Here is a 21765-nt window from a genome sequence, read left to right as displayed (position 1 = left end):
CGTTTGATTTTTGCGATGCGCCTACCACAGACAGGCGCCATTCAGCCGAGAAGGACTATGCCTTAGGATGATCCTTAAATGTGTTTGCAAATCCCCCCAGTTTCTTCGCGGCAATCGGGCCAATCGGTAGCAACATTTCCAGATTCGAGAACAGTCTCATGGCCGCTGAAGTCAGAGACAATTGACGTTCAGCTTCCTCGACCGAGATTTCGTTCAAGTGATCAAGATCTTCAGCGGAGATCTGATGAAACTTATTCGGAAGCAACTTTAGTTGCGTAACCATCTCAAGGTGGAACGACTGATCGTCAGATGACTTTTGGGTTTCCATGGATCCGGTTCAGAGCTCTATGGAAATCGTACTGCATGCTTCCGGCTCAGAAGCAGCGGTTCCAAGTATTCGTATTCTCTGAAGACCATTCTCGTCTGAAGTTCATACCATCATCAGCCATGGAGGGATGGAGGTGGTCCTCCATCCCTCGCCACTGGACTACTAGTTTGCCTAGAGTGGTGCTAGCGGAATGATCCTATTCGCACGCGTGACCAATCACGCATTCGATGAATAACCCGATCTCAGCTGAACAGGATCGATCCCTAGGCCGACTGACGTGGACCCCAGAAACCGGTCCAGGCTGAATGAGAGTCCTCAGCCGGCCAGACCGGGCCGGGGACTCGACCATGAAACGCACCAGGCACACAGCGGAGCAGATCATCCGCAAGCTCAAAACGGCAGAGCAGCTGATCGCCCAGGGCAAGACCGTCCCCGACGTCTGCCGCGTGATCGAGGTGACGCAACCGACCTACCACCGCTGGAGACAGCAGTACGGGGGGATGCAGGCGGAGGAGGCCAGGCGTCTGACCCAGCTGGAGAAGGAGAACGCCCGGCTCAAAAAGCTTCTGGCAGAGGCCGAGCTGGAGAAGGCAATGCTCTAGCCGAAGGCCGGCGAAGCCGTAGGACCTTGCAGAGGGAAACTTCTGAGCCCGGAACGCAGGCGTAGGGCCGTCACGGTCCTGCAGGAGCGTTACCGGGCATCCGAGCGGCAGGTCTGCCGGGTCGTGGGCCAACACCGCAGCACCCAGCGCCATCCGCCAAGGTCGTCTCCATCGAGGAGGGGAAGCTGCGGCATCGTCTCCGCGAGATCGCGGCTGACCACATCCGCTGGGGGCGACGGATGGCCTACCGCCTGCTCAGGCGGGAAGGCTGGAGCGTGAACCACAAGCGGGTTCAACGGCTCTGGCGGGAGGAGGGTCTGCAGCGGCCCACGCCCAGGAAGCGCAAGCGGGCACGGCCGGCGGACGGCTCCGTGCGGCGTCACCGGGCCGAACGTCCCCACCAGGTTTGGGCCATGGATTTCCAGTTCGATGCCACCGCCGATGGGCGGCGGCTCAAGTTCCTCAACGTGATCGACGAGCACAGCCGCCTCTGCCTGGCCATTCGGGTAGGCAGGCGCTGCAAGGCCAAGGACGTAGTGGCGGTGCTGGAGGAGCTGACCAGCATCTACCCGGCTCCGGCGTTCATCCGCTCCGACAACGGGCCGGTGTTCATTGCCCAGGCCCTACGGGACTGGTGCGAGGCCACCGAGACCACCAGCACGGCCTACATCGAGCCAGGATCCCCATGGGAGAACGGCTTTGCCGAGTCGTTCAACGGCCGGTTCAGGGATGAGTTCCTGAACATCGAGCTGTTCGCCACTGCTCCAGAGGCTCAGCTCCTGGCTGATCGCGGGCGCTGGGAGTACAACACGTTCAGGCCACATTCGGCCCTCCAGGGGCGTACACCCCTGGAGGCAGCTCAACAGGGAGTTGCTGCATGACTACGACCACCCACTCTCATAAGCACTGGACCGATAAAGGGGGTAACGTCACGACCATCTAGTGTACCGTCCCGCAAATAGACAGTAGAATGTGGGGTGTCTCCTCGCGGGGTCGTTTCATGCCGACCGGTCGGCCCATGGCTCCTCTGGAGCTTTCGGCTGATGAGGCCAGCCAGCTCCAGAGCCTGGCTGGATCAAGAACCTTGCCGCATTCGATCGTTCATCGGGCCCAGATCGTGCTGGCCTGCGCTGCTGGTGACACCAACACCGCTGTCGCGAAGCGCTTTGGGGTCCGCGGCTCAACCGTGGGCAAATGGCGGCAGCGCTATATCGATCTGGGCATCGAGGGCCTGCATGACGAACTGCGTCCCGGCCGTCCCCGCACCTACGAGGACGACAAGGTGGCCGAGGTGATCAACCGGGCTCTGCAGACCAGGCCTCCCGATGGCAGCACCCACTGGAGCGCACGGACTTTGGCTGCAGCGACTGGGATCTCCAAGACCACGGTTCACCGCTGGCTGCAGACCTTCTCGGTCCAGCCCCACCGGCAGAAGCACTTCAAGCTCTCGACCGATCCGTTCTTTGTCGAGAAAGTCCGGGACATCGTCGGCCTGTACCTGAATCCGCCCGACAAGGCGATGGTGCTCTGCGTCGACGAGAAGACCCAGATCCAGGCCCTGGACCGCACCCAGCCGCTGCTGCCCATGGGTCTGGGCTACGTGGAGGGGGTGACCCATGACTACATCCGCCACGGCACCACCACCCTGTTCGCCGCCCTGGACGTGGCCACCGGAGAGGTGATCACCCAGTGCAAACCCCGCCACCGGCACCAGGAGTTCCTGGGATTTCTCCGGCAGATCGAGACGTCGGTTCCCGATGACCTGGACATCCACCTGATCGTGGACAACTACTGCACCCACAAGCACGCCAAGGTGAGGGCCTGGCTGGCGCAGCGGCCCCGCTTCCACGTGCACTACACACCGACCTACGCCTCCTGGATCAACCAGGTGGAGCGTTGGTTTGGGATCATCACCCAGCGGGCGATCCGACGCGGCAGCTTCTCCAGCGTCAAGGAGTTGATCTCCAAGATCGAGCAATTCGTGGCGGCCTACAACAAGACCAAGGCGCCGTTCAACTGGACGGCCACAGCGGATTCAATCCTGGAGAAGCTCCAGCGACTTTGCTCGCAGATCTCCGGGACGGCACACTAGGAGTTTGTTGCCAATAGAGCAGCGAGCCCCTGGTCACGACGAATCCCGGTGAGGTGAGCTCTGAGGTCTACCTCTCCCGCTGAGCTGGTTCATTGGGGCGAGGTTGACTCAGCCCTGGCGGCATTGCCAGGGTCTCTACCCCTCATCCCGTCGCTGCTGCCCAGAGCTGCTGCTGTGATCGCCTGTACCGGAACAACTTGAGCAGGTTGTGGGTGGCAGCGATCAGATGCCATTCACCATCGACCTTCTCCAGGCCCCGCAAGAGAAACCGCCGCAGGCCCCGGCCTTCCTTGATCTGGCCGTTCACCGGCTCCACGATCGCTTTGCGCTGGGCGTAGATCCTGGATCCCTTCTTGCTTCTGATCTTGCGGGCCATGCGGGTTCTGGCGTCGGCATCTCTGGGCAGCGGTCCTCGCTGTGGCGGTGGCGGCTTCCCATGCGGCAGACGGCCGGTGGCGATGTAGGCGTCAATGCCAAGGTCCTCACAGTGACCTGCGTTGTCGTCGCTCCAGTAGCCCGCATCCATCGTCATCACGTCCGGCAGTTCACCGGCGCTGGCGGCGATCCGCTCCAGCATGGGCTCCAGGTGCTCCACGTCCGGTGGCTGGTTGCTGACGCCCACCGCCACGATCACCTGGTGGTCACTGTCGACCGCCAGCTGGCAGTTGTAGCCCTGCAGGTAGGTGCCGCCGGACTGCATGAGGTGGCTGTCGGAATCTGTGAAATTCCGTTGGGTCTTGGCCGTCGGTGTGCCGTCAGCCTTTCTCGCCAGACCACGCCTGGGCATCGCGTCAGAGGCGAGTGGCTCCAGATCTGGTGGCTCGAGGCCAGCGCTCTCGGCGGCCTCGATGGCTTTGTCCCCCGCCGCTGCTGCCTTTGCCGCTGCGGCTTCCGCTTTCCTGTTCAGCTCGGCCTGCTCAGGGGCCGATCCATCCGATTCCTCGGCTGCGGTCGCTTTGGCTCTGGCCTTCTCGGCTTCCTCCTGCCGCTGCCGCGCTGCAGCTGCAGCGGTTTCCGCCTCCATCTCCTTGCGGGCCTGACGGATTTTTGCGAGGCGGCCCTGCTTGTGGCGCAGCTCATCGGGAAGTTCACTGCCCAGGTTTCCTTTGCCGTAGCGCCGGTCTTCCTGGGCATCCAGGATCTCGGCCTTGCGGATCAAGGCGTTGATTTCCTTCTGGAGCTCCTTCTCCGCCCTGAGCATCCGCTCGTGGCTCATCGCCTTGTGCTTGGAGGCATTGGCCTGCACCTTGGTGCCATCGAGGGCCACATGGCCCAGGCTCACCATCCCCGCCTTCTGGCACAGGCGCAGGATCTGAATAAACAGGCCCTTGAGGGCATCAAGGTTGCGCCGGCGGAACTCGCTGATTCGGCTGTGGTCCGGCTGCTGGTTGCCGGTCAGCACGCGGAATGCCAGATCCTCGTAGCAGGCCCGCTCGATCTTCCTGGAGGAGACGATGCCCACGCAGTAGGCGTAAAGCAGCAGCATCGTCATCATGCGTGGATCGAATCCCTTCTCTCCGCGGGGGTCCTTGGCCTGAGCGGGTACGAGGATCGCGGAGAGATCCAGCTCATCCACCAGGTCCAGCAGGAAATACACCTGGTGGTCTTCTGAGAGCCACTCACGCGGTGACGGCGGCAGCAGGGTGGCCTGCTGCGGCTGCCAGGGGCGAAAGGTCTTGCGCTTCTGCATGCCCGAGTGTATCGCCCAGATCCATTGCAGTCACTGGGATCTGGGCAGATTGATGGGCGGCTGTGGAGAGACTGGGTGCTGATCTATGCGCGACAGGCTCCTAGGATAGGGTCGTTAGCGAGGGCTTCTTCTGCTGAAGTCTGTGGATGCGCTTCCCCTCACTTCAGATTCCACGCTGTCCCATTCAACTATGTTGAACTGATCCATTTCTATTGCATCTTTAACAGGCTGTCAGTGCGTAGCGTGAATGTTTCGAGGTGCCCCTAATGGCGTTCCAAACTTCACAGTTTCCTAACAGGACCCATGAGTCAGGGGAGTAGAGTGGAGGCTTAGACAGCTGAGATAAGAGCTGCTGATCTGATGCCGGCAAACTACCGCTTGCCATGGATCGACCAGTGTGGCGTCATGGGGTCATTCCTACCTTTGTCTCATGCCCCTTTTCCTCCTGCGTGACGGTTCTGTTCAGCGCTGCTCGAAGGTCCCTGAGGACGTGTACTTCACAACCTATCTTGACAGTCAGCGGCTGCCTCGGCTCCCCGCATTGGTGATCTTCACCAGCAGGCATTCTCGGTTCGCAGAAACGATCACTCCTCCGATGCGTCCGTCATCAAACGCGATCCGCTGTCCAGGCTCCACCTGGCAGAACACCCCTGGAAGGGTGCATCCGATCTGTGCCGGCTTGAGTACGTGTCCCTCTGCATCAATCACGGCAGGCCGGCCGTGATCGCAGGCATCGGTCAGTCGCAGGTGGTCGCCCGGTCGCAACAGGAGACATCCATCTTGGGCGGGAAGGGCATCGATCCTCAGCTCCAGGCGGGGCTTCTCCACCAGAAGGCGCAGACCCGGAGTGAAATGCCAGTGATGAGTCGCCGTGGTCCAGAGGCCTTCAGGACCGAGTCTCCGCACCCGCAGAGTGCGTTGTCGCCCTGAAGCATCGATACCGCGAAGAGCAGTGCCCGGCTGCAGCGCCTTCCAGCCGTCTCCAACGAAAGGAATCACAGCATCGACTCCCCGGGCCGACGCTGTGGCCTGATGGGTCTGCCCAGCTTGAACAGGAACGAGCAAGATCTGGGCCGGCTCGCACAATCGTCCGCAGGCATCCCGCCGAGGCTTGGCGCTCAGCACGGGGGAGGCAGGTTGCAGCGGTCCCGTCCGCAGCTTTGGCCCGGCCAGATCCATGGTGATCCTGCAGGGGCGGCCAGTTGCAGCAGAGGCCTGGCGGACGTTGTGGACCATCTGCTCCCAGACCGGCACGTCGTCGTGAGCGGCATTGATCCGGGCAATCGTCATCCCCGCCTCAAGCAAATCCTCCACCAGCTTTGGATTCGTGGCGGCTGCGACGGGCAGCGTGACAAGGATCGAGGCGTCTTCCAGATCGATCGGAGCCCCGAGAAGTCGGGCGGCGTTTCGGGCAACAGCCTCGGCACCGCCACGGTGATCGACAGCCTGGCCGGAGGAACGGGGCGGTGGGATCTCGGGAAGGTCCCCAATGCGGCGAAGGATGGTGTGAACGTTCTCCACTGAGTGACGCACACTGGCTTCGCAGCGACCCAGGGAGGAGAGGCCCAGGCTGGCAAGCTCATCCTGCAGTGGCCTGAGGTCTTGGCGCCGCAGCGCCAGGTAGTCAATCAGGTTCTGGGCGGACGTGACGTAAGGGGTGGCAACGCGATCGCGTCGATCGGCCTCTTCGGCCTGCAGCAACTCCATGTCCCTGAGCAGGCTCTCCAGATTGGCTGCCAAGCGCGGTGCAGCGGCTGTGAGCCGATCATTCTCGGCGGATGAGGAGGGCAAGGGCTCTCGATCGGCGACTGGCATGGCGGGATGGGCACCGACCCCAGGCTGGCGATGCCAGCCGAGCTTGCCGGTGCTGCTCAATACCAAGGGTTTGGCCAATCCCTCTGGAATACCCAGGCGCAAACAGCGGCTTCGAATAGGGCGGGTTCAGCGAAGTGGCTGATCTGCTGGCGACAATGGCTCGCTCAGCAGTTACCCGGCCAGCTCTCGATCGAGCTTGTGCTGCGGAGCTGTGAATGAAGCTGGAGGAGGGGGGCGTTACTGAGAGGCTGAGGTCGCTGTCTTTCAGGTCAATTGTGCGGCCAGCAGAGCAGGTCCTGGAGGCTCCCAATGCCTGTGCTCCTCGGCAGTGTGGATGCGCCTCTCGCGCCAACCCCAGACGATCGCTGCTCTCGGAGCGATGATCGCTGCGTCCAATCTCGCTGAGTTGGCGGTTTCTGGGGCGGTCAGCCTGTTCGGCCTCAATTCCAAGGCCATCTTAGCCAGCCATGTAATCACCAACCGTAAGCAGATGCCTTATCTGCGCTTCTGATCGATTGGCTCGAGGAGCAGACTGATGCGATGAACTGTGTCAGAAGGCCAGTTCTCATTCATCCCTTAACCAACAATTCTCCTTGATGGGTCAGGGTGAGTGGAGTCTTGCTCTGCAGCCATGGCTGGCCTGCCTTCTAGTTCTGATTGCAAGCGTGAGCCGTTCCGGATTCCTGCAAGACCCAGTTGCCTGGCCTTGGCAGCTGTCCTGGCAGCCCTGCTGAGTTCCTGCGGGGGCCGTGACCCGAGCAGCGGTGACACGATCGCCGTCAGCGGCTCGAGCACGGTCTTTCCAATCATCGAGCGTGCGATCAAGTCCTATAGCGGCACCGAGCAGGGCCGCAACGTCACCGTGACCCTCAGCGAGGTGGGCACCACCGGAGGCCTGAGGCAGTTCTGCCAGGGTGCCATTCCAATCGCCAATGCCTCGCGGCCGATCAGCAGCACCGAACTCAAAGCCTGCGCCGACAAGAACATTACCTTCATCGAGCTGCCGCTGGCCTTCGATGCACTCACCGTGGTGGTGAACGCCCGCAACGACTGGGCCTCGGAAATCACCACCAAGGAGCTGGGCAGAACTTGGTCAAAACAAGCCGAAGGGAAGGTGAAGGCCTGGAGCCAGATCAACATTGACTGGCCCAATCGCCCTCTACACCTCTGCGGCCCCGGCAGTGATTCGGGCACTTTCGACTACTTCAACGAGGCGATCAATGGCGGCAAAGCTAATTCACGGACCGATGTAGACACCAGCGAAGACGACAATGTGATCGTGTCGTGTGTGGCCGACGAGCCAAATGCAATGGGCTACCTTGGCTTCGGCTACTTTCGGGCCAATGCCAACCGGTTGAAGGCCCTCGCGATTGCTCCCCCCAATGGCATGGCCGTAGCCCCATCGGTGGCCTCAGCCCAGAACGGCAGCTACAGGCCGCTATCGCGGCCGCTGTTCATCTATGTGAACGACCAACAGATGCGCGCCAACGACGTGATCCGAAGCTTCGTGGGATACACGGTTGGCAATGGCCTTCGTCTCGTGGAGGAGGCAGGGTACATCCCCCTGCCAGCCGACACCTACAGACTCGTGGAATCGAAGCTCTACCGGCATGTGCTGGGAACATCCTTTGGGGGGGACCTGCCGGTGGGGCTGACAATTGACGAGGCCCTGCAGCGCAGCTTCGATCAGCACAAACGGCCAGAATTCCGTTAAGTGGGGCCTCCTGAATAGTCTTTTACTCGGGCCAGCGTCTGATCCAGAGATGCCTGCGCCGTGATCATCTCAGCATGTGGCGATATTCAGTCCCGTAGAAATTAGCAGTGTGGGACGCCTCTCAGAGGCGATGCATGCCATTTTTAAGCCATGGAATATGGCAATCAAGACAACAAGATGCTCCAGGAGATTCGTCTCGAGGTTCATGACCAACAGATTCATGGCGATGGTGCAATCTGAGGTCTCGGCCAGCTTCTCACGAACGAGCCCAAACCCGAAACGGTGCTTTCCTTGGCCGAACTTCCCCTCTGCCCCGTTGCACCGCCTCTGATCATCATGAGCGATCGTCTTCTCTGCAACGACGAGATCAGGATCATTGAAGCCATCGGATCCCTTGACACCGCACTTCACATCCACGCCAAAGGGCTGAACCTGCTCGATCGCCTGGCCCAGGTTCGGGGCATCGAGGCCACCGGCCAGATTGAGCGACACGGGCAGGCTGCCCCGGATGGGGATCACGTTGGGGCTCTCGCCAGGGCGGATGCGGGTCCAGTGGACCGTGGTGCTCTTGGCTGAATCGCTCAGGGTCTGCAGAGCCAGGATCAGGTGGGCCTGGCGGGCAATCAGATCCGCCGATCCGCGCGAGCCGATCTCCTCATCGGGGTTGAACAGCACCGTGATCGTGGCGAAATCGCGGACGTTCCGTTCGGCCGTCAGCTCCAGGGCCCGCAGGATCATCACGGGCCCACCCTTGGCATCCGCCACACCGGGAACATGGTGTCGTAGTGGACCATCAGCAGGATCCGGCGGCTGCCGGCGCCTCGGATCCGGCCCACCACGATGTCGCCCACGGAGGGCTTGGCCGGCAGACGCTCCTGCTCCGCCTGCGTTCAACCCTGGAGGAGGAGGTTGCCTGGACCATCACCATCCACTTGGGAGTTGTCATCCGCCTGGCGGCAGCAGGTTCACCCAACAGAGCCAGATGCTCAGGCCACTGATCAACACCATGGCCAGGGGCCAGATGTCATCAAGGCGATGCAGCCGCTGCTGCAGGATCTCCTTGCCGTCCCCATCGGGCATGGCTTCCATGTCGCTGTAGCGGCGGCCGATCCAGATCACCAGCACAAACGCCATCAGGGTGACCACGTAGGCCACCACGTACACCTGATCGAGAAAGGTAAGGAATGGCAGCTGGGGCAACTCCGCGCGGTAGGTCTGCTGCAGAAACACGAGGGTCAGCAGCACCGTGACCGGGATACTGGCGCGGGCATCCTGTTCATCGGGCCGCACCTTGAACACCAGCAGCACCATCACCATCAGCACCGCCAGGGGCAACAGCAGGCGCCAGAAGGCTGCCCAGGCGGAGATGCCGAAGGAGATATCGAACACCACCTGGCTGTAATCGTTCTCGGCACCACCCAGGCCGAAGTTGGTGGCGTAGTGGTGCCGGTACTCCGCGATCGACCAGCCGCGGTTGAGCCAGCCGATGATGCCGGCGTAGAGCCCCATGCCACTGTTCTGGAGATCCGGTTCGAGCCGGAGGCTGGTGTAGTCGAGGCCGCCATCGACGTCGTCGACCTCCAGCACCAGGGGCAGACTCACGGTCATGAAGGGAAAGTGGCGGAAACTGGCCTTGTCGATGTAGAAGCGCCCGATGTAGTTGAACAACTGGTAAAAGCTGCCATCAGCGAGGCGTACCGGACGATCGACCAGGGGCCGCAACACCGGATCAGCATCGGACAGCAGGCCGTTGAGCAGGGTGAAGCGGCGGTCGATGCTGGTGTTCTGCGCTTCGAGATAGCGCTGCAGCGGCTCGTCCCAGCGCAGCCACACGTAGCCACTGGACGAATAGCTGGGGATGTTCAGTTCGAGGTCGTAGGTGCTGTTGACATACACCCCCACCTGCACGTGGTTCGCGGCCCGTTCCAGAGCCACCTGGTCTTCGCGGGCTTCCGTCGCGTTCAGCCGCTCCCCTCGCAGGGAGGTCCAGCCACCGCCGGCCAGCAGGGCCGGATCGGTGCTGAGGGCCCGGGAGGCCGAGGACAGCCGCAGCGAGTCTCGGCTGCGCACCTGGGCGACATCGATCCGCATCAGCCCCAGAATCAACAGGGCGACGGCAAGAACAACGGACCCAATGGCCAGACCATTCCAGCGCTTCCGCCGTCGACCGGGCGCCCTGCCTTCGGAACCTCTCGGTTCTGGACCTGGCGGTTCCGGGAGACCGGACTCAGGCAAGGGCTCATCGGAGTGCATTGGCGCCTTGCCACCACGCCTGACCCTAGGGATGACCGGCAGCACTGCCGGCAAGGCGGCCCTGGCCCTGGTCGTCCTTCCCCTGGCTGCCCTACTGCCGAGCGTGCTGCGCCTGCCCTCGATGGCGACGGCAGCGACAGCAAGGATCTCCGGTGCTCCTGGATCAGCCGCAAGCGCTCCGGAGCTCGTACTGGGACAGTCAGCACCCTTCAGCGGCCCCTCTGCCCAGCTGGGCCAGGAGTATCGGCTCGGCGCCCAGGCCTGGTTCGCGGAGGTCAACCGCCGCGGTGGGATCCATGGACGCCGGATCCGCCTGGTGAGCCACGACGACCGCTATGAACCGGAACTGACCCGCCGCAACACCGACAGGCTGATCCAGCAGGACAGGGTCCTGGCCCTGTTCGGCTACGTCGGCACCCCCACCGTGAAGGCCGTGTTGCCGACGGTGGAGCGCGAACACATCCCCCTGGTCGCCCCCCTGACCGGAGCGATGCTGCTCAGGGAGCCGCGGCGGCCGCTGGTGTTCAACCTGCGGGCCAGCTACCAGGCGGAACTCGACCAGATCGTCGCTGCCCTGGTGCGCGCCGGCCGCCACCGGATCGCCGTGCTGCACCAGAACGATGCCTTCGGCGACGACGGGCTGGCCGCCACGCGACGGGCCCTGCAGCGCCATGGACTCCAGCCGGTGGCCACGGCCGGCGTGGAGCGCAACTCCAGCGCCACCAAGGCTGCGGCCCGCACCCTGCAGGCGGCCAACCCCAGCGGGGTGGTGATCATCAGCTCTTACCCCGGTGCGGCGGCCATCAGCCGCGACCTGCTGACCCTGGGCAGCAAGGCGCAGCTGATGACGGTCTCCTTCGTGGGCAGCCGGGCCCTGCAGCAGGCCCTGCCCGATGGCCAGTCGACCGGGATCGGCATCAGCCAGGTGGTGCCCTTCCCCTGGAACCGCCGGATCCCGGTGGTGGCGGAGTACCAGCGGCTGATGCAGCGGCAAGCCACCGAGCCCCAGTACGGCTTCACGAGCCTGGAAGGGTTCCTCGCCGCCCGCCTGATCAGCGAAGGGCTGCAGCGGGCCGGGCCCAACCCCAGTCGCAAGGGGCTGACCCAGGCCCTGGAGTCGATGGGGCGCGTCGATCTGGGCGGCTTTCCCCTGGAACTGAGCCCCAGCGACCGGCAAGCCAGCGACTTCGTGGAGCTGACCTACCTGGGCTCCCAGACGTGGGAGCCCTGATCTGTGGCGCTCCTGGCTAAGGCACCCCAGACCAGGCCGTGATCTGATCCACTAGCCGTTCCATCCCCCGTTGCCGGGCTGGATCGTCGGCCCAGGCGCCCAGCAGCTGCTTGCGCAGGCCGCCGCTGGCGGGGGTGAGGTGGTCACCGGGCAGCTCCAGCAGCTCGGAGCAATCACCGGACCGCGCCTGCAGCACCCCCAGCAAGCGGTTGCTCTGATCAATGCCGTCGCGGTTGAACCGCACCAGCAGGTTGCGGGGCTGGCGGTAGGTGGCCCCAACCTGGAGCAGGGTTTCCTCCGGCGAGGGACTGAACTCACTGCGGAACTTGAATTGTTGTCCCAGTTCCGCCAGCAGCGGCACCGAACGCTCCGCCGAGAAGTTGTTGAAGCTCAGGGCCACCAACCCGTCACAGCGGCGACCGCCATCCGGAGCCAGCAGATGCAGCTTGCAGCCGAGACTGTGGCCCAGCCGCAGCAGCGGACCGGAGGCGGGTCCCGGCGTTGGGAAGCCACTCGTGGTGGCGTCGTCGCCGAGCCGGAACCGTCGGAACAACCGCCAGGCGGCACTGGCCTGGGCCTGGTGATCGAAGCCTGGCACGTAGCTCCAGGCATGCACCCGCCAGTGGCGAGCCGCCAGGGCCTCAAGGAAACGCCGGTAGCTGAGCTGGGGGGTGGCAGCCAGATAGCTGCCACCGATGAACTCGATCAGGCCCCGCGGCGCGCCGGCCGGCTCCAGCTGCCAGAGCTCCCCCTGCTGCCTCCATCGCGCCATACCCGCTGCTCCTGTTGATCGACCGACGCCCCTCTGGCCTCAGGTTGGCTGAAGCTGCTGCAGGGCCTGGATCGCCTCACGCCGGTGGGCGGGGCCATCGAGAAGGTTGTTGAACACATGCCGCACCGTGCCCTGCCCATCGATCACATAGGTGACGCGCCCCGGAAGCAGGCCCAGCACCCCTGGCACCCCGAAGGCCTTGCGCAGGCCGTTGCCCCGATCCACCAACAGCGGATAGGGGAGCTGGTGACGGCTGGCGAAGCGCTGATGGCTGGCGGTGTCATCGCCGCTCACGCCCCATACCTCAGCGCCGAGGGCCTGCAGGTCGGTGTAGCTGTCACGGAAGGCGCAGGCTTCCATCGTGCAGCCCGGGGTGTCGTCTTTGGGATAGAAGAACAGCACCAGGGCTTTGCCGCCCAGCTGATCGCTGCGCCGCTCAACGCCGTTCTGATCAGGCAGGGCCACCAGGGGGGCCCGATCACCGGGGGCAAGGGGGCGTGCCAAGAGCTTATGGAGAGAACCCAAACCCTAAGCAGGCTGACTGACAGAACGCTGCGGATCCACTGGGACGGAGGGTGCTTGCTGCGCAGAGCCCCTGCGGCTGAGAGCATGGGGCGGCAAGCAGGGCGGTGATGGCGTCGCACTCCAGTCAGTCGCACTCCAATCAGTGGCACCAGGACGACCTGCTCAGCCTGCTGGGCGGATCTGTGGAGACGGGCGCTCCTGCGCCCAGGGATCCAGAACCTGCGCCGGAGCCGGCCCTCGATACAGCAGACCCTGCTCTGAAGACAACCACCGCCTCCCAGAAATCAGAGGGCGAGCAACCGGAACCATCGCGGCAAACGGAGCCGCAGAACCCGGCATCCACGCCAGCGCCCATGCCGGTTGAGATCCCCAGAGCCGTGTCCATCTCCCATTCCGAGTCCCAGACCCCAACCACCACTGCTTCGCAATCGGCTTCGCAATCGGCTTCGCAACCCGCTGCGCGGTCAGCGGTGCCGCAGCGCCTCCTGATCCTGGACACCGAAACCACGGCCCTCTCCCCTGCCGATGGCAGCTGCATCGAGGTGGGGGCGGTGCTGTTCCATGTCCCCAGCCGCGCCGTGCTCAGCCAGGTGTCGTTCCTGCTGCCCTGCAACGCCAATCCGGCAGAGCATGTGAACGGCATCGCCGCCGACTGGACACGACTGGAGCAGCCCTGGCAGGCCGGGCTGCAGTGCTTCCTGGCGATGGCCGCCGCCGCCGATGCGGTGCTGGCCCACAACGCCGCCTTCGATCGCCAGTGGTTCGGCCACGGGGAGCTGCCGGCCCTGGAGCGGCCCTGGATCTGCTCGATGGAGGAGATCCGCTGGCCGGCCGAGAAGCACCTGCGCTCCAACCCCTCCGTGCGGGACCTGGCCCTGGCCTACGGGGTCCCCGTCTGGGCCGCCCATCGCGCCCTCACCGACTGCATCTACCTGGCCCAGGTGTTCGAGCGTTGCAGCGATCTGGACACGCTGCTGGCCGCGGCCCAGGAACCGCGCCATCTCTACCGCGCCAACCTCAGCTATGCGGAACGCCACCGCGCCAAGGAGGCGGGTTTTCGCTGGAACGACCCCGTGCCAGGAGCCTGGAGCCGCCGGCTGAGCGAGTCTGAGGTGCAGGCCCTGGGCTTTCCCGTCCAGCAGGTGGAACTCGATCGAGAGGAGCGACCAGCAGGCTCTGGAGCCATCACCGGCAGCAGCCAGCCCACCCGGCGGACACTGCCTCGCTCGGCCTGACCGGATCAATCCGACCGAAACAAGCGGATCTGAGTCGCCGTCCAACTCCGAACTCCTGCGACTGAGTTGAAGACAAAACAGCCAGGACTCAACAGGCTGGAGAAGCCACGTGCCGGGCTGCAGTGATGACCAGCGGAAGTGAGCCCGGCCCCCACTGGTCTCTGGTCGATGTGCCGCAGCAGCGCATCCGCCGTTGGAAGAACGTGCGCACCTGGGCGCGGCTGATCCGGGAGGCCGAAGCGCTCTGGCGGGTGGACGTCCGGGCCCTGCATCGCCTGGCGGCCCTGGAACTGGGCCAGTTGCTGCAGGAGGTGCCGCCACGCCTGCGGCGACGCGTCAATCGCTGGCTGCGCAGGATGGGCGTGGTGACACGGCTGGAATGAGCCCAGGGCGATGACCGAACTTCTCGTGATTCAGCACCTCGATCGGGAAGGGCCTGGCCGCTTCGCAGGCGCAGCCCGCGCCAGGGGCTGGCAGGTGAGCGTCTGCCGGCCGGATCGGGGTGAGGCTCTGCCGGCAGCGACCCCCAACGGCACCCCCACCGACCAGGTGCTGCTGGTACTGGGCGGACCGATGGGCGTGGCCGATCTCGGCAACGATGCCTTTCCCTGGCTCGAGGCGGAGCTGGAGCTGATCCGCCAGCGGGTGGAGGCGCAGCAGCCAGTCCTGGGGATCTGTCTGGGTGCCCAGTTGCTGGCCCGGGCGATGGGGGGCGATGCGGTGCCCCTGGAGGTGGGAGAGCCGCCCCGGCCATTGCGGGAAGTGGGATGGGGAGCCGTGACCTGGACGACGACGGCGGAGCAGGAAGCTGTGCTGCAGGGGCTGGCCGCCAGTGAACTGGTGCTGCACTGGCACGGCGATCGGATTGTGTTGCCACCGGGCGCCACCCTGTTGGCCTCAAGCCTTCACTGCGTCGAGCAGATGTTCCGAATCGGCCGGCACGCCTGGGGCCTGCAGTTTCATCTGGAGGTCACACCGGAGCTGCTGGAGCCGTGGCTGCTGCAGGATCGGGCCTACGTGATCGAAGCCCTCGGGGCTGATGGCGTCGAGCGCATCCGCCGCGACGGACGGCACTGGCAGGCCAGCACCGAGCGCAGCGCGACGCTGCTGATCGAGAACCTGCTCAGTGCCCTGGAGGCGTGCCTGCGTCGATGAGCCTCGGGCCATCCATCGAGGGCACGCTTGTCAACCGGAACAAGCCACTGAACAGAAGCACTGGGAAGAACAGGTCAAGGAGGAGAAGCAAGACGACGAGAAGGAATCCGCTTGCCGCCGAGAGATCATGAAAATGGAGGATTCAGAGTTCAGATCCAAACCCAGAGTTCTGATCGTGACTGCCGAGACAGGGTGAGATTTTCAAAGCAAGCGTTCTGTATTCAGAGCCAGTGCCAGTGTTCTGAGCCCAGAGCTCAGTGCTCAGAGCTATGTGCTCAGTGCTCGAAGAATGTGCTGAACAACCCTGTCGGCGACTCCTTCGTCACCAAGTACTGAGTGGTGCGCTTTGAGTTCTAAGTCAAAAACAGCAGGCATAAAAAACCGCCCTGTTCAGGACGGTTATGAGATAAAGAAGCGGCTGGATGGAAACCGCTGCGTTGTTGCCGTTGATTCAATCGGAGCGGCGGGATTTGAACCCACGACCCCCACTACCCCAAAGTGGTGCGCTACCAAGCTGCGCTACGCCCCGGCAAGTGAAAATTATCACAGCGTCTGCCGGGCTCGCCCCTGGATCTGACGGCGCTTCAGGCGACGCAGCAGCCGGGCCGTGAGCTTGTCGCGGCTCAGACCGGCGTAGCCGCACACCCGCAGCTGACGGGCCAGCAGGCGCAGCTGGGCCAGGGTCATGGTGGCGAGTCGCAACTCAGGCAACCGCTCCCACGCCTGGCTGGTGACCGGCAGATCTGCACCGCCGCGACCCTCGCGGAATCCGACCAGGGCACTCCCGGCCATCCACTCGGGAATCAGAACGAACAGCACCGCCAGCAGGCCGTAGAGCTCCACCAGCCCGCGGGGCAGGGGATGCAGCTGGCGGCGGCTTCCAGGGGGCCTGGAAGGGGTCACAACAGACCCCGCTCCGTTGAGCCAGCCATCGGTCGGTCGATGGTGGCGGATGGGGCGGAATCGCGCCACTGCATCGGGGGTTCTCCACCGGGGTTGAGGCGCACGGTCCAGAACACCAGGGCGAAACAGAGACCCACCGTGGCCAGGATGCCCACGATCACGATCCGATCGGGAAGTGGCGTCATACCTGTTCGGTGCGGATGCACTGCAACCGGATTGGCAGCTTCTCCAGGGTGAGCTCATCGCCGCGCAGGATGACCAGCATGCCGTCGTTGCGGTAGCGGATCCCCGGCTCGGCGGAATCCTCGCGGAACAGAGTGGAACGGAAGCGGCCGGCGATCAGGGAGGCCTGGGCGTCGTTGCGTTCCAGCACCAGCTGAGCCTTGTCGGCGCAGAGAAACTTCTCCTTGATGCCGTAGTCCTCCCACCAGGGGGAGGACATGGCGATCAGGGGTCCGAAAAGCAGGCCGAACAGGGGGACAGTCATCCTCCGCAGGGTGGTGGCGGGCTGATGATCAGCGTTCATAACGCACCCACGGCTCTCAGGCAGCGGCCCGTGCGAAAAGCACCATAGCCAGGCTCTGCAGGGAATCCTTCGCGGCGGATCATGGTTTGAACCATGCGCCCCGCCTTCCGCCCGTCACCTCAGCACGCAACTGGTCGAGTTCGGTCTGCATGCACCCCACCACCCGGTCGTAGCAGGCCTGCACGTAAGCGCGGTCGCGGCTGGCGGCATGGCCGCTGCGGGGCAGATGGATTGGCTGGCAGACCCGCGTATGGATCACCGTGGGCAGGGGGAGATTGGGCAGAGGCCCCACCGCCAGGCCCCAGGGAAGTCCCAGGTAGAGCGGCATCACTTCCGGATCGAGGCCCAGTAGCCAGGGCATGCCGTGGTCATGCAGACGCCGGGCGGCGGGGTAGCAGTCCTCGATCACGTACAGGCTGTCATGACTGCCCCAGGAGATCAGAGGCACAAGCGGCAGGCCATGCCAGATCGCCAGCCGCAGAAAACCGGTGCGGCCGCCGAAGTGGATGCGACCCCGCAGCCGATGGGGCCGGAAGGCATCCTGGCCACCTCCGGGATAGACCAACAGACTGTCGCCCTGGCGCAGGACTGCTAGGGCCTGGCGCGGATAGAAGGGAATCGCCCCGACCCGGGCAGCCAGATCCGCCGCGAAGGGATAGGCCTGCCACACCTTGGCGTGGGCCAGTCCATAGACCCGCCGCTCCAGGCCGTAACGGCGAAACCAGTCGTAGAGAAACATCGGCAGGTCCGGTGTCGCCAGACCACCGTTGTGGGAGCCCACGAACATCAGCTGGCCCGAGGCCGGCACATGCTCCCAACCGCTGGTCTGCACCCGGAAGTAAGACCGGTAGAACCAGCCCCACAGCGGCATCAGCCGCCGGATCAGATCGGGATCCCGCTGCCTCCCCGGATGGGGATCAGGATCGGGCGAGCGGTTCAGGGGCCTGGCCAATACCGAGGCTCAATGTATGGCCGTTTCCAGCTGCAGCGTGATGGAATCCAAGCCAGGCGGGCTCCAGCGAGAACGGCTCAGGCCGAGACCTCAGGCCTGCTGGGCCATCCAGGTATGCACCGCCTCCACCGCCTGGTCCGGCGTCTCCCAGGGGAGCACGTTGCGACCGCCCAGCAGACGGGCGGAGGCCCTGGGCAGCCGACCCGCATAATCTGCTGCCTTGATCTGGGGGGTATCGCGTTTGCCGCGGCGGCTGATGCCGCTGGCCTGGTCGCCGAACAGGGCCAGCACCGGCACCTCCAGCTGGCGGAGGCGGTCGCTGTAATCGCGGCGCCAGAACCCGGCCAGAAACGAAAACACGGCATGGCGACTGGCCAGATCGCGCGATCCCTCCCGCAGCATCGACAGCCACTCCGCGTCGACATCCGAGGAGCGGGCGAACAGTTCCTTTTCCGAAAAGGAGCGCAGGAACCGCTCGGTGCGGGCGTAGCGGTAAAAGAGGCCGCCCAGGGGGGTGTGGAAGAAGCCACGCCAGAGAGCGTTGGCCAGCCGCTCATCAGCCGGCCCCGTCATCACCTTCCAGGAGGGAGGGCCGAACAGCACCATGCCGCGAATCGCCTGCGGCCGCAGGGCCTGCAAGTCCAGGGCCACCGGCAGGGAGGCGCCCTGCACCAGCAGCCACACCGGCCGGCGCACCCGTTGATCCAGCAGCACGGCAATCTGGTCCGCCCAGTGCTCGGGGCGGAGGATCCGGTCCGGCATGGCGGAACGGCCGCAGCCGATCAGATCCGGATGAATCAGGGGTTGGGACAGGCGGCGAGCGTTCCATTCATGGCTGAACCGCTGCCAGAAGGCACCGGACAGCCCTACACCGATCGGGTGAAGCGAAAGGATCGGATCGGCGCTTCCGGCCTCCAGATCGCCCTCCACCCGGCAGAAACAGGCCTGGCCCTCCCAGTCGTAGGCAAAGGTGGAGCGGGGCACAGGGCGAAAAGAGCGACCTTACGAGGACTGGATTACGAGGCCTGGATCGGTGTGTTGTCGCTGCGCAGCACGCAGTGGGCGATGCTCCAGTCGTACTGCTTCCAGACCGCATCCCCGAGCCGGTAGGCGGCAGCGGGGAAGGCACCGAGGCGCACACCCGTGGGCTGGGCGGAGCAGTAGGGCCGGCTGCCGGGCTTGGCCAGATACTGCTGGTGGTAGGCCTCGGCGTAGAAGAAGGGCCGATCCGCGGCGATCTCGGTGGTGATCGTGCCCAGACCAGCCGCCTGCAATTGCTCCTGATAGGCGGCGCCACTGGCCCGCGCCAGGCTCAGCAATGCCGGATCGTTGGCATAGATGGCGGAGCGGTACTGGCTGCCGCGATCGTTGCCCTGGCGATTGCCCTGGGTGGGGTCGTGGCACTCCCAGAACAGCTTGAACACATCGCTGGCGTCCACCACCGCCGTATCCCAGACCACCCGCACCACCTCGGCGTGGCCGGTGCGGCCGGAGCAGACCTGGTCGTAGCTGGGATGGGGCGGGTCACCGCCGGCATAGCCCACCGCCGTGGTGACGACGCCGGGCAGGCGCCAGAACCCCTTCTCGGCGCCCCAGAAGCAACCGCAACCGAACAGGGCCTCGGCCTGCCCCTCCACCAGCGGAGCCGCCAGGGGCGTTTTCAACACGGCATGCAGAACGTCGCCTGCAGGGGTGTGATCACGGGTCGACGAACCGGACGGGGAGGTGGCAAAGAGCCCGAACACAGAGATGGGAACCGAGAGAAAACGAGCCTAGGAAGGGCCACCGCCAGTCGCGCTGGGCTCCAGGGCAATGTGGTTCAACAGGGTGGTCGTGAAGGCGAACAACAGGAACGGCAACGACAGCACCAGGATCACGCCCACTCCCACCAGGGCGAAGATCGGCTTGCTGGCTCCCATCAGCGCCATGCCAGCCGCAAGGCTGGCGAAGATCACCAGCATCCAGATCAGGATCTGGCCGTAGATGTCACCGAAGGTGAGCGTGCAGCGCAGGTTGTAGCCCTTGGAGGGATCCATGGGGTCGGGGTCCCGGCAGAGAAGATGGGTGCTCTCACATAAGCGGGCCGCAGCGGTGTTGTCCGCAGCCCTCAACATCACTTCAGGCAGTCGATCCCAACAGGGAGGGTTCAGGCCTCGACCACCTGCAGCCGCTCCTCAGCCTGTTGCCGCTCCCACAGGCGCCGGTAGGTGCCGCTCTGATGGATCAGATCGCGGTGGTGACCCTGTTGCACCAGGCGGCCATCCTCCAGCACCAGCACGCGGTCGCAGGCGGCGGCGGCCGAGAGCTGGTGGCTCACCATCAGGATCGTGCGGCCCTGCTGCTGACGCACCGAGGCCAGGATTTCAGACGCCGTGGTGTTGTCCACGCTGGCCAGGGCATCGTCGAGCACCAGCAGGGGTGCCTCCACCAGCAGGGCCCGGCCGAGGGCGGCACGCTGGCGCTGGCCGCCGCTGAGGGTGATGCCCCGCTCGCCCACCAGGGTGGCGTAGCCATCGGGGAAACCCTTCACATCAGCCTCGAGGCGGGCCTGCCGGGCCGCCAGCTCGACCCGCTCCTGCGGCGCCTCCGGAACTCCGTAGCGCAGGTTGTCCGCCAGGGTTGCCGTGAACAGATAGCCCTCCTGGGGCACCACCGCCACCCGCTCGCGCAGATCCGGCAGCGACAGGTCGGTCACGTCGACCCCATCGAGGAACAGCTGACCGGGCTCCACGGTCACCATCCGCCCCAGGGCCCGCACCAGGGTGGTCTTGCCGCAGCCCACCGGCCCCACCACCGCCACCAGCTCACCGGGCTCCAGCCGGAAGCACACATCCACCAGGGCCGGTCGGGGAGCGTCGGGGTAGCGCACACAGAGGCCGCGGGCCTCCAGCCCCCCCCGGGGCGGCTGGGTCGCGGGCACAGGCTGTATGGGCGACACGATCTGCGGCTGACGCTGCAGCAGCTCTTCGACCCGCTCCAGGCTCACCTGCCCGGTCTGGAAGGTGTTGAGCGTGAAGCCGAGCAGGGCGGTGGGGAACACCAGCCGCTCCACAAAGAGGATCAGGGCCACCAGATCGCCGATCGTGAGCCGGCCGCTCTCCAGCTGGCCGCTGCCCAGGGCCAGGAGAAGCAGCAGGCTGATCGAGGAAATGCCCTCCAGCAGGGGGAACAGGGTGCTGCGGGTCCGGGCCAGCCCCAGGGCGGCATCGCGATAGACGCGGTTGCGGGCTGCGAAGGCCCCCTGCTCGGTGCGCTCCTGGCCGTAGATCTTGATGGCGCTGATGCCGGAGAGGTCTTCCTGGATCAGGTCGCTGAGGCCAGCCAGGCTTTCCTGCTGGCGACGCTGCTGACGCATCATGCGGCCGCCGAACAGGCGCACCACCATCAGCATGAGCGGATACAACCCCACCGCCGCCAGGCTGAGCCAGGGGTCGATCATCAGCATCGCCGGCAGGGTCAGGGCATAGGCGAGGGCGGTGTTGGTGAGGCTGAGCACGGCAAAGCCCAGCAGCCGGCGCACGTTCTCGACATCGCTGGTGGCGCGGCTGATCAGCTCACCGCTGCCGGTGGCCTGCACCCAGCCCGGCTCCTGGCGCAGCAGGTGGCTGAAGATGCGCTCCTTGAGGGTCGCCTCCACCTGGCGGCCCACGCCGAACACCAGCATCCGTGACCACAGCCGCGCCGCCCCCATCACGGTGGCCAGCGCCAGGATCAGCGCCGCCTGGCGCAGCACATCCTGCATGGAGAAGCCATCCTGCAGATCGTCGATCACCCCCCGCACCTGCAGGGGAATCGACACGCTCAGCAGGTTCACCACCACCAGCACCGCCGCCCCGAGCAGCACCGTTCGTCGGTGCGGGCGCAGGTAGCGAAGGATGAGGGCGAGCCGTGGGGCGCTCATGGCAGGGCCGTGCGGCGAAGCGAAGGTCCAACTTACGGAGGGTGCTCCACCGCCGCGTCGGCGCCATGCCC

At 64.9% G+C, this 21765-nt stretch carries 21 protein-coding genes, 1 tRNA gene and 3 pseudogenes; 8 read left to right on the top strand and 17 right to left on the bottom strand.

Going from position 1 to position 21765, the window contains the following annotated elements; genetic code table 11:
* Positions 1-55: 55 nt before the first annotated feature.
* Entirely contained in the window at positions 56-328 is a 273-nt protein-coding gene (locus H8F24_RS14580; RefSeq protein ID WP_197170075.1) for a hypothetical protein, read from the bottom strand.
* Between the two features lie 347 nt (positions 329-675).
* On the opposite strand from H8F24_RS14580, the pseudogene H8F24_RS14575 reads away from it, so the two are divergent.
* Together H8F24_RS14575 and H8F24_RS14570 are read left to right on the top strand one after the other, a co-directional pair.
* Positions 676-1811 (top strand): annotated as a pseudogene (locus H8F24_RS14575) (IS3 family transposase).
* Positions 1812-1930: 119 nt separating this feature from the next.
* Positions 1931-3022, top strand: a complete 1092-nt coding sequence (locus tag H8F24_RS14570) for an IS630 family transposase (protein ID WP_197170074.1) — start codon at positions 1931-1933, stop codon at positions 3020-3022.
* Positions 3023-3164: 142 nt separating this feature from the next.
* Here H8F24_RS14570 and H8F24_RS14565 read toward each other — a convergent pair whose 3' ends face one another.
* Both H8F24_RS14565 and H8F24_RS14560 read right to left on the bottom strand, forming a co-directional pair.
* The gene (locus tag H8F24_RS14565; protein WP_197169597.1) at positions 3165-4712 is read right to left on the bottom strand and encodes an IS1182 family transposase; all 1548 of its coding nucleotides are present in this window, start codon (positions 4710-4712) and stop codon (positions 3165-3167) included.
* A gap of 516 nt (positions 4713-5228) precedes the next feature.
* The gene (locus tag H8F24_RS14560) at positions 5229-6605 is read right to left on the bottom strand and encodes a pyruvate kinase (protein ID WP_197170073.1); all 1377 of its coding nucleotides are present in this window, start codon (positions 6603-6605) and stop codon (positions 5229-5231) included.
* A gap of 256 nt (positions 6606-6861) precedes the next feature.
* On the opposite strand from H8F24_RS14560, the gene H8F24_RS14555 reads away from it, so the two are divergent.
* Complete coding sequence (locus tag H8F24_RS14555; protein WP_197170072.1) at positions 6862-7038, top strand: hypothetical protein; 177 nt, start codon at positions 6862-6864, stop codon at positions 7036-7038.
* A 195-nt stretch (positions 7039-7233) separates the two neighbouring features.
* Complete coding sequence (locus H8F24_RS14550; RefSeq protein ID WP_231597864.1) at positions 7234-8241, top strand: PstS family phosphate ABC transporter substrate-binding protein; 1008 nt, start codon at positions 7234-7236, stop codon at positions 8239-8241.
* Between the two features lie 69 nt (positions 8242-8310).
* Here the strand turns inward: H8F24_RS14550 and H8F24_RS19610 are convergent.
* The 3 genes and pseudogenes from H8F24_RS19610 to H8F24_RS14540 form a co-directional block, all read right to left on the bottom strand.
* A pseudogene (locus H8F24_RS19610) lies at positions 8311-8619 on the bottom strand (transposase); the annotation flags it as partial.
* Positions 8620-8661: 42 nt separating this feature from the next.
* A pseudogene (locus H8F24_RS19605) lies at positions 8662-8979 on the bottom strand (hypothetical protein); the annotation flags it as partial.
* A 204-nt stretch (positions 8980-9183) separates the two neighbouring features.
* Positions 9184-10332 carry a hypothetical protein gene (locus tag H8F24_RS14540; protein ID WP_231597863.1) on the bottom strand — a complete coding sequence of 383 codons (1149 nt, stop codon included), beginning with the start codon at positions 10330-10332 and terminating at the stop codon, positions 9184-9186.
* Between the two features lie 193 nt (positions 10333-10525).
* On the opposite strand from H8F24_RS14540, the gene H8F24_RS14535 reads away from it, so the two are divergent.
* On the top strand, positions 10526-11725 hold the full coding sequence (locus tag H8F24_RS14535; protein ID WP_197170069.1) for an ABC transporter substrate-binding protein: 1200 nt from the start codon (positions 10526-10528) through the stop codon (positions 11723-11725).
* 16 nt (positions 11726-11741) lie between these two features.
* On the opposite strand, the gene H8F24_RS14530 is transcribed toward H8F24_RS14535, so the two are convergent.
* On the bottom strand, positions 11742-12497 hold the full coding sequence (locus tag H8F24_RS14530; RefSeq protein ID WP_197170068.1) for a DUF1350 family protein: 756 nt from the start codon (positions 12495-12497) through the stop codon (positions 11742-11744).
* A gap of 39 nt (positions 12498-12536) precedes the next feature.
* Positions 12537-13001: a peroxiredoxin gene (locus tag H8F24_RS14525; RefSeq protein WP_197155118.1), complete on the bottom strand. Its 465-nt coding sequence runs from the start codon at positions 12999-13001 to the stop codon at positions 12537-12539.
* A gap of 491 nt (positions 13002-13492) precedes the next feature.
* On the opposite strand from H8F24_RS14525, the gene H8F24_RS14520 reads away from it, so the two are divergent.
* The 3 genes from H8F24_RS14520 to H8F24_RS14510 all read left to right on the top strand — a co-directional run bounded on the left by H8F24_RS14520 (position 13493) and on the right by H8F24_RS14510 (position 15412).
* Positions 13493-14257, top strand: a complete 765-nt coding sequence (locus H8F24_RS14520; protein WP_370594754.1) for a 3'-5' exonuclease — start codon at positions 13493-13495, stop codon at positions 14255-14257.
* A 125-nt stretch (positions 14258-14382) separates the two neighbouring features.
* Positions 14383-14640, top strand: a complete 258-nt coding sequence (locus H8F24_RS14515) for a hypothetical protein (protein ID WP_197155116.1) — start codon at positions 14383-14385, stop codon at positions 14638-14640.
* Between the two features lie 10 nt (positions 14641-14650).
* A complete protein-coding gene (locus tag H8F24_RS14510; protein WP_197170067.1) occupies positions 14651-15412 on the top strand; it encodes a type 1 glutamine amidotransferase in 762 nt (253 codons plus the stop codon).
* 455 nt (positions 15413-15867) lie between these two features.
* Here the strand turns inward: H8F24_RS14510 and H8F24_RS14505 are convergent.
* The 9 genes from H8F24_RS14505 to H8F24_RS14465 form a co-directional block, all read right to left on the bottom strand.
* A tRNA-Pro gene (locus H8F24_RS14505) sits at positions 15868-15941 on the bottom strand.
* Between the two features lie 14 nt (positions 15942-15955).
* Entirely contained in the window at positions 15956-16315 is a 360-nt protein-coding gene (locus H8F24_RS14500; RefSeq protein WP_197155113.1) for a hypothetical protein, read from the bottom strand.
* Complete coding sequence (locus H8F24_RS14495) at positions 16312-16500, bottom strand: hypothetical protein (protein WP_197155111.1); 189 nt, start codon at positions 16498-16500, stop codon at positions 16312-16314. The genes H8F24_RS14500 and H8F24_RS14495 overlap by 4 nt, the downstream gene beginning before the upstream one ends.
* Positions 16497-16841 carry a hypothetical protein gene (locus tag H8F24_RS14490; protein ID WP_231597862.1) on the bottom strand — a complete coding sequence of 115 codons (345 nt, stop codon included), beginning with the start codon at positions 16839-16841 and terminating at the stop codon, positions 16497-16499. The genes H8F24_RS14495 and H8F24_RS14490 overlap by 4 nt, the downstream gene beginning before the upstream one ends.
* A gap of 79 nt (positions 16842-16920) precedes the next feature.
* Complete coding sequence (locus H8F24_RS14485; protein ID WP_231597861.1) at positions 16921-17793, bottom strand: lysophospholipid acyltransferase family protein; 873 nt, start codon at positions 17791-17793, stop codon at positions 16921-16923.
* A 90-nt stretch (positions 17794-17883) separates the two neighbouring features.
* On the bottom strand, positions 17884-18777 hold the full coding sequence (locus H8F24_RS14480; protein ID WP_197170066.1) for an alpha/beta fold hydrolase: 894 nt from the start codon (positions 18775-18777) through the stop codon (positions 17884-17886).
* A gap of 32 nt (positions 18778-18809) precedes the next feature.
* Positions 18810-19457: a peptide-methionine (S)-S-oxide reductase MsrA gene (gene msrA / locus H8F24_RS14475; RefSeq protein WP_370594753.1), complete on the bottom strand. Its 648-nt coding sequence runs from the start codon at positions 19455-19457 to the stop codon at positions 18810-18812.
* Positions 19458-19565: 108 nt separating this feature from the next.
* Complete coding sequence (locus H8F24_RS14470; protein ID WP_197155105.1) at positions 19566-19829, bottom strand: hypothetical protein; 264 nt, start codon at positions 19827-19829, stop codon at positions 19566-19568.
* Positions 19830-19939: 110 nt separating this feature from the next.
* Positions 19940-21694, bottom strand: a complete 1755-nt coding sequence (locus H8F24_RS14465; protein ID WP_197170064.1) for an ABC transporter ATP-binding protein — start codon at positions 21692-21694, stop codon at positions 19940-19942.
* Positions 21695-21765 lie beyond the last annotated feature (71 nt).

This window comes from Synechococcus sp. CBW1002, assembly GCF_015840915.1.
GTDB lineage: Bacteria > Cyanobacteriota > Cyanobacteriia > PCC-6307 > Cyanobiaceae > CBW1002.
This window is presented reverse-complemented; position numbering and strand designations above follow the sequence as displayed.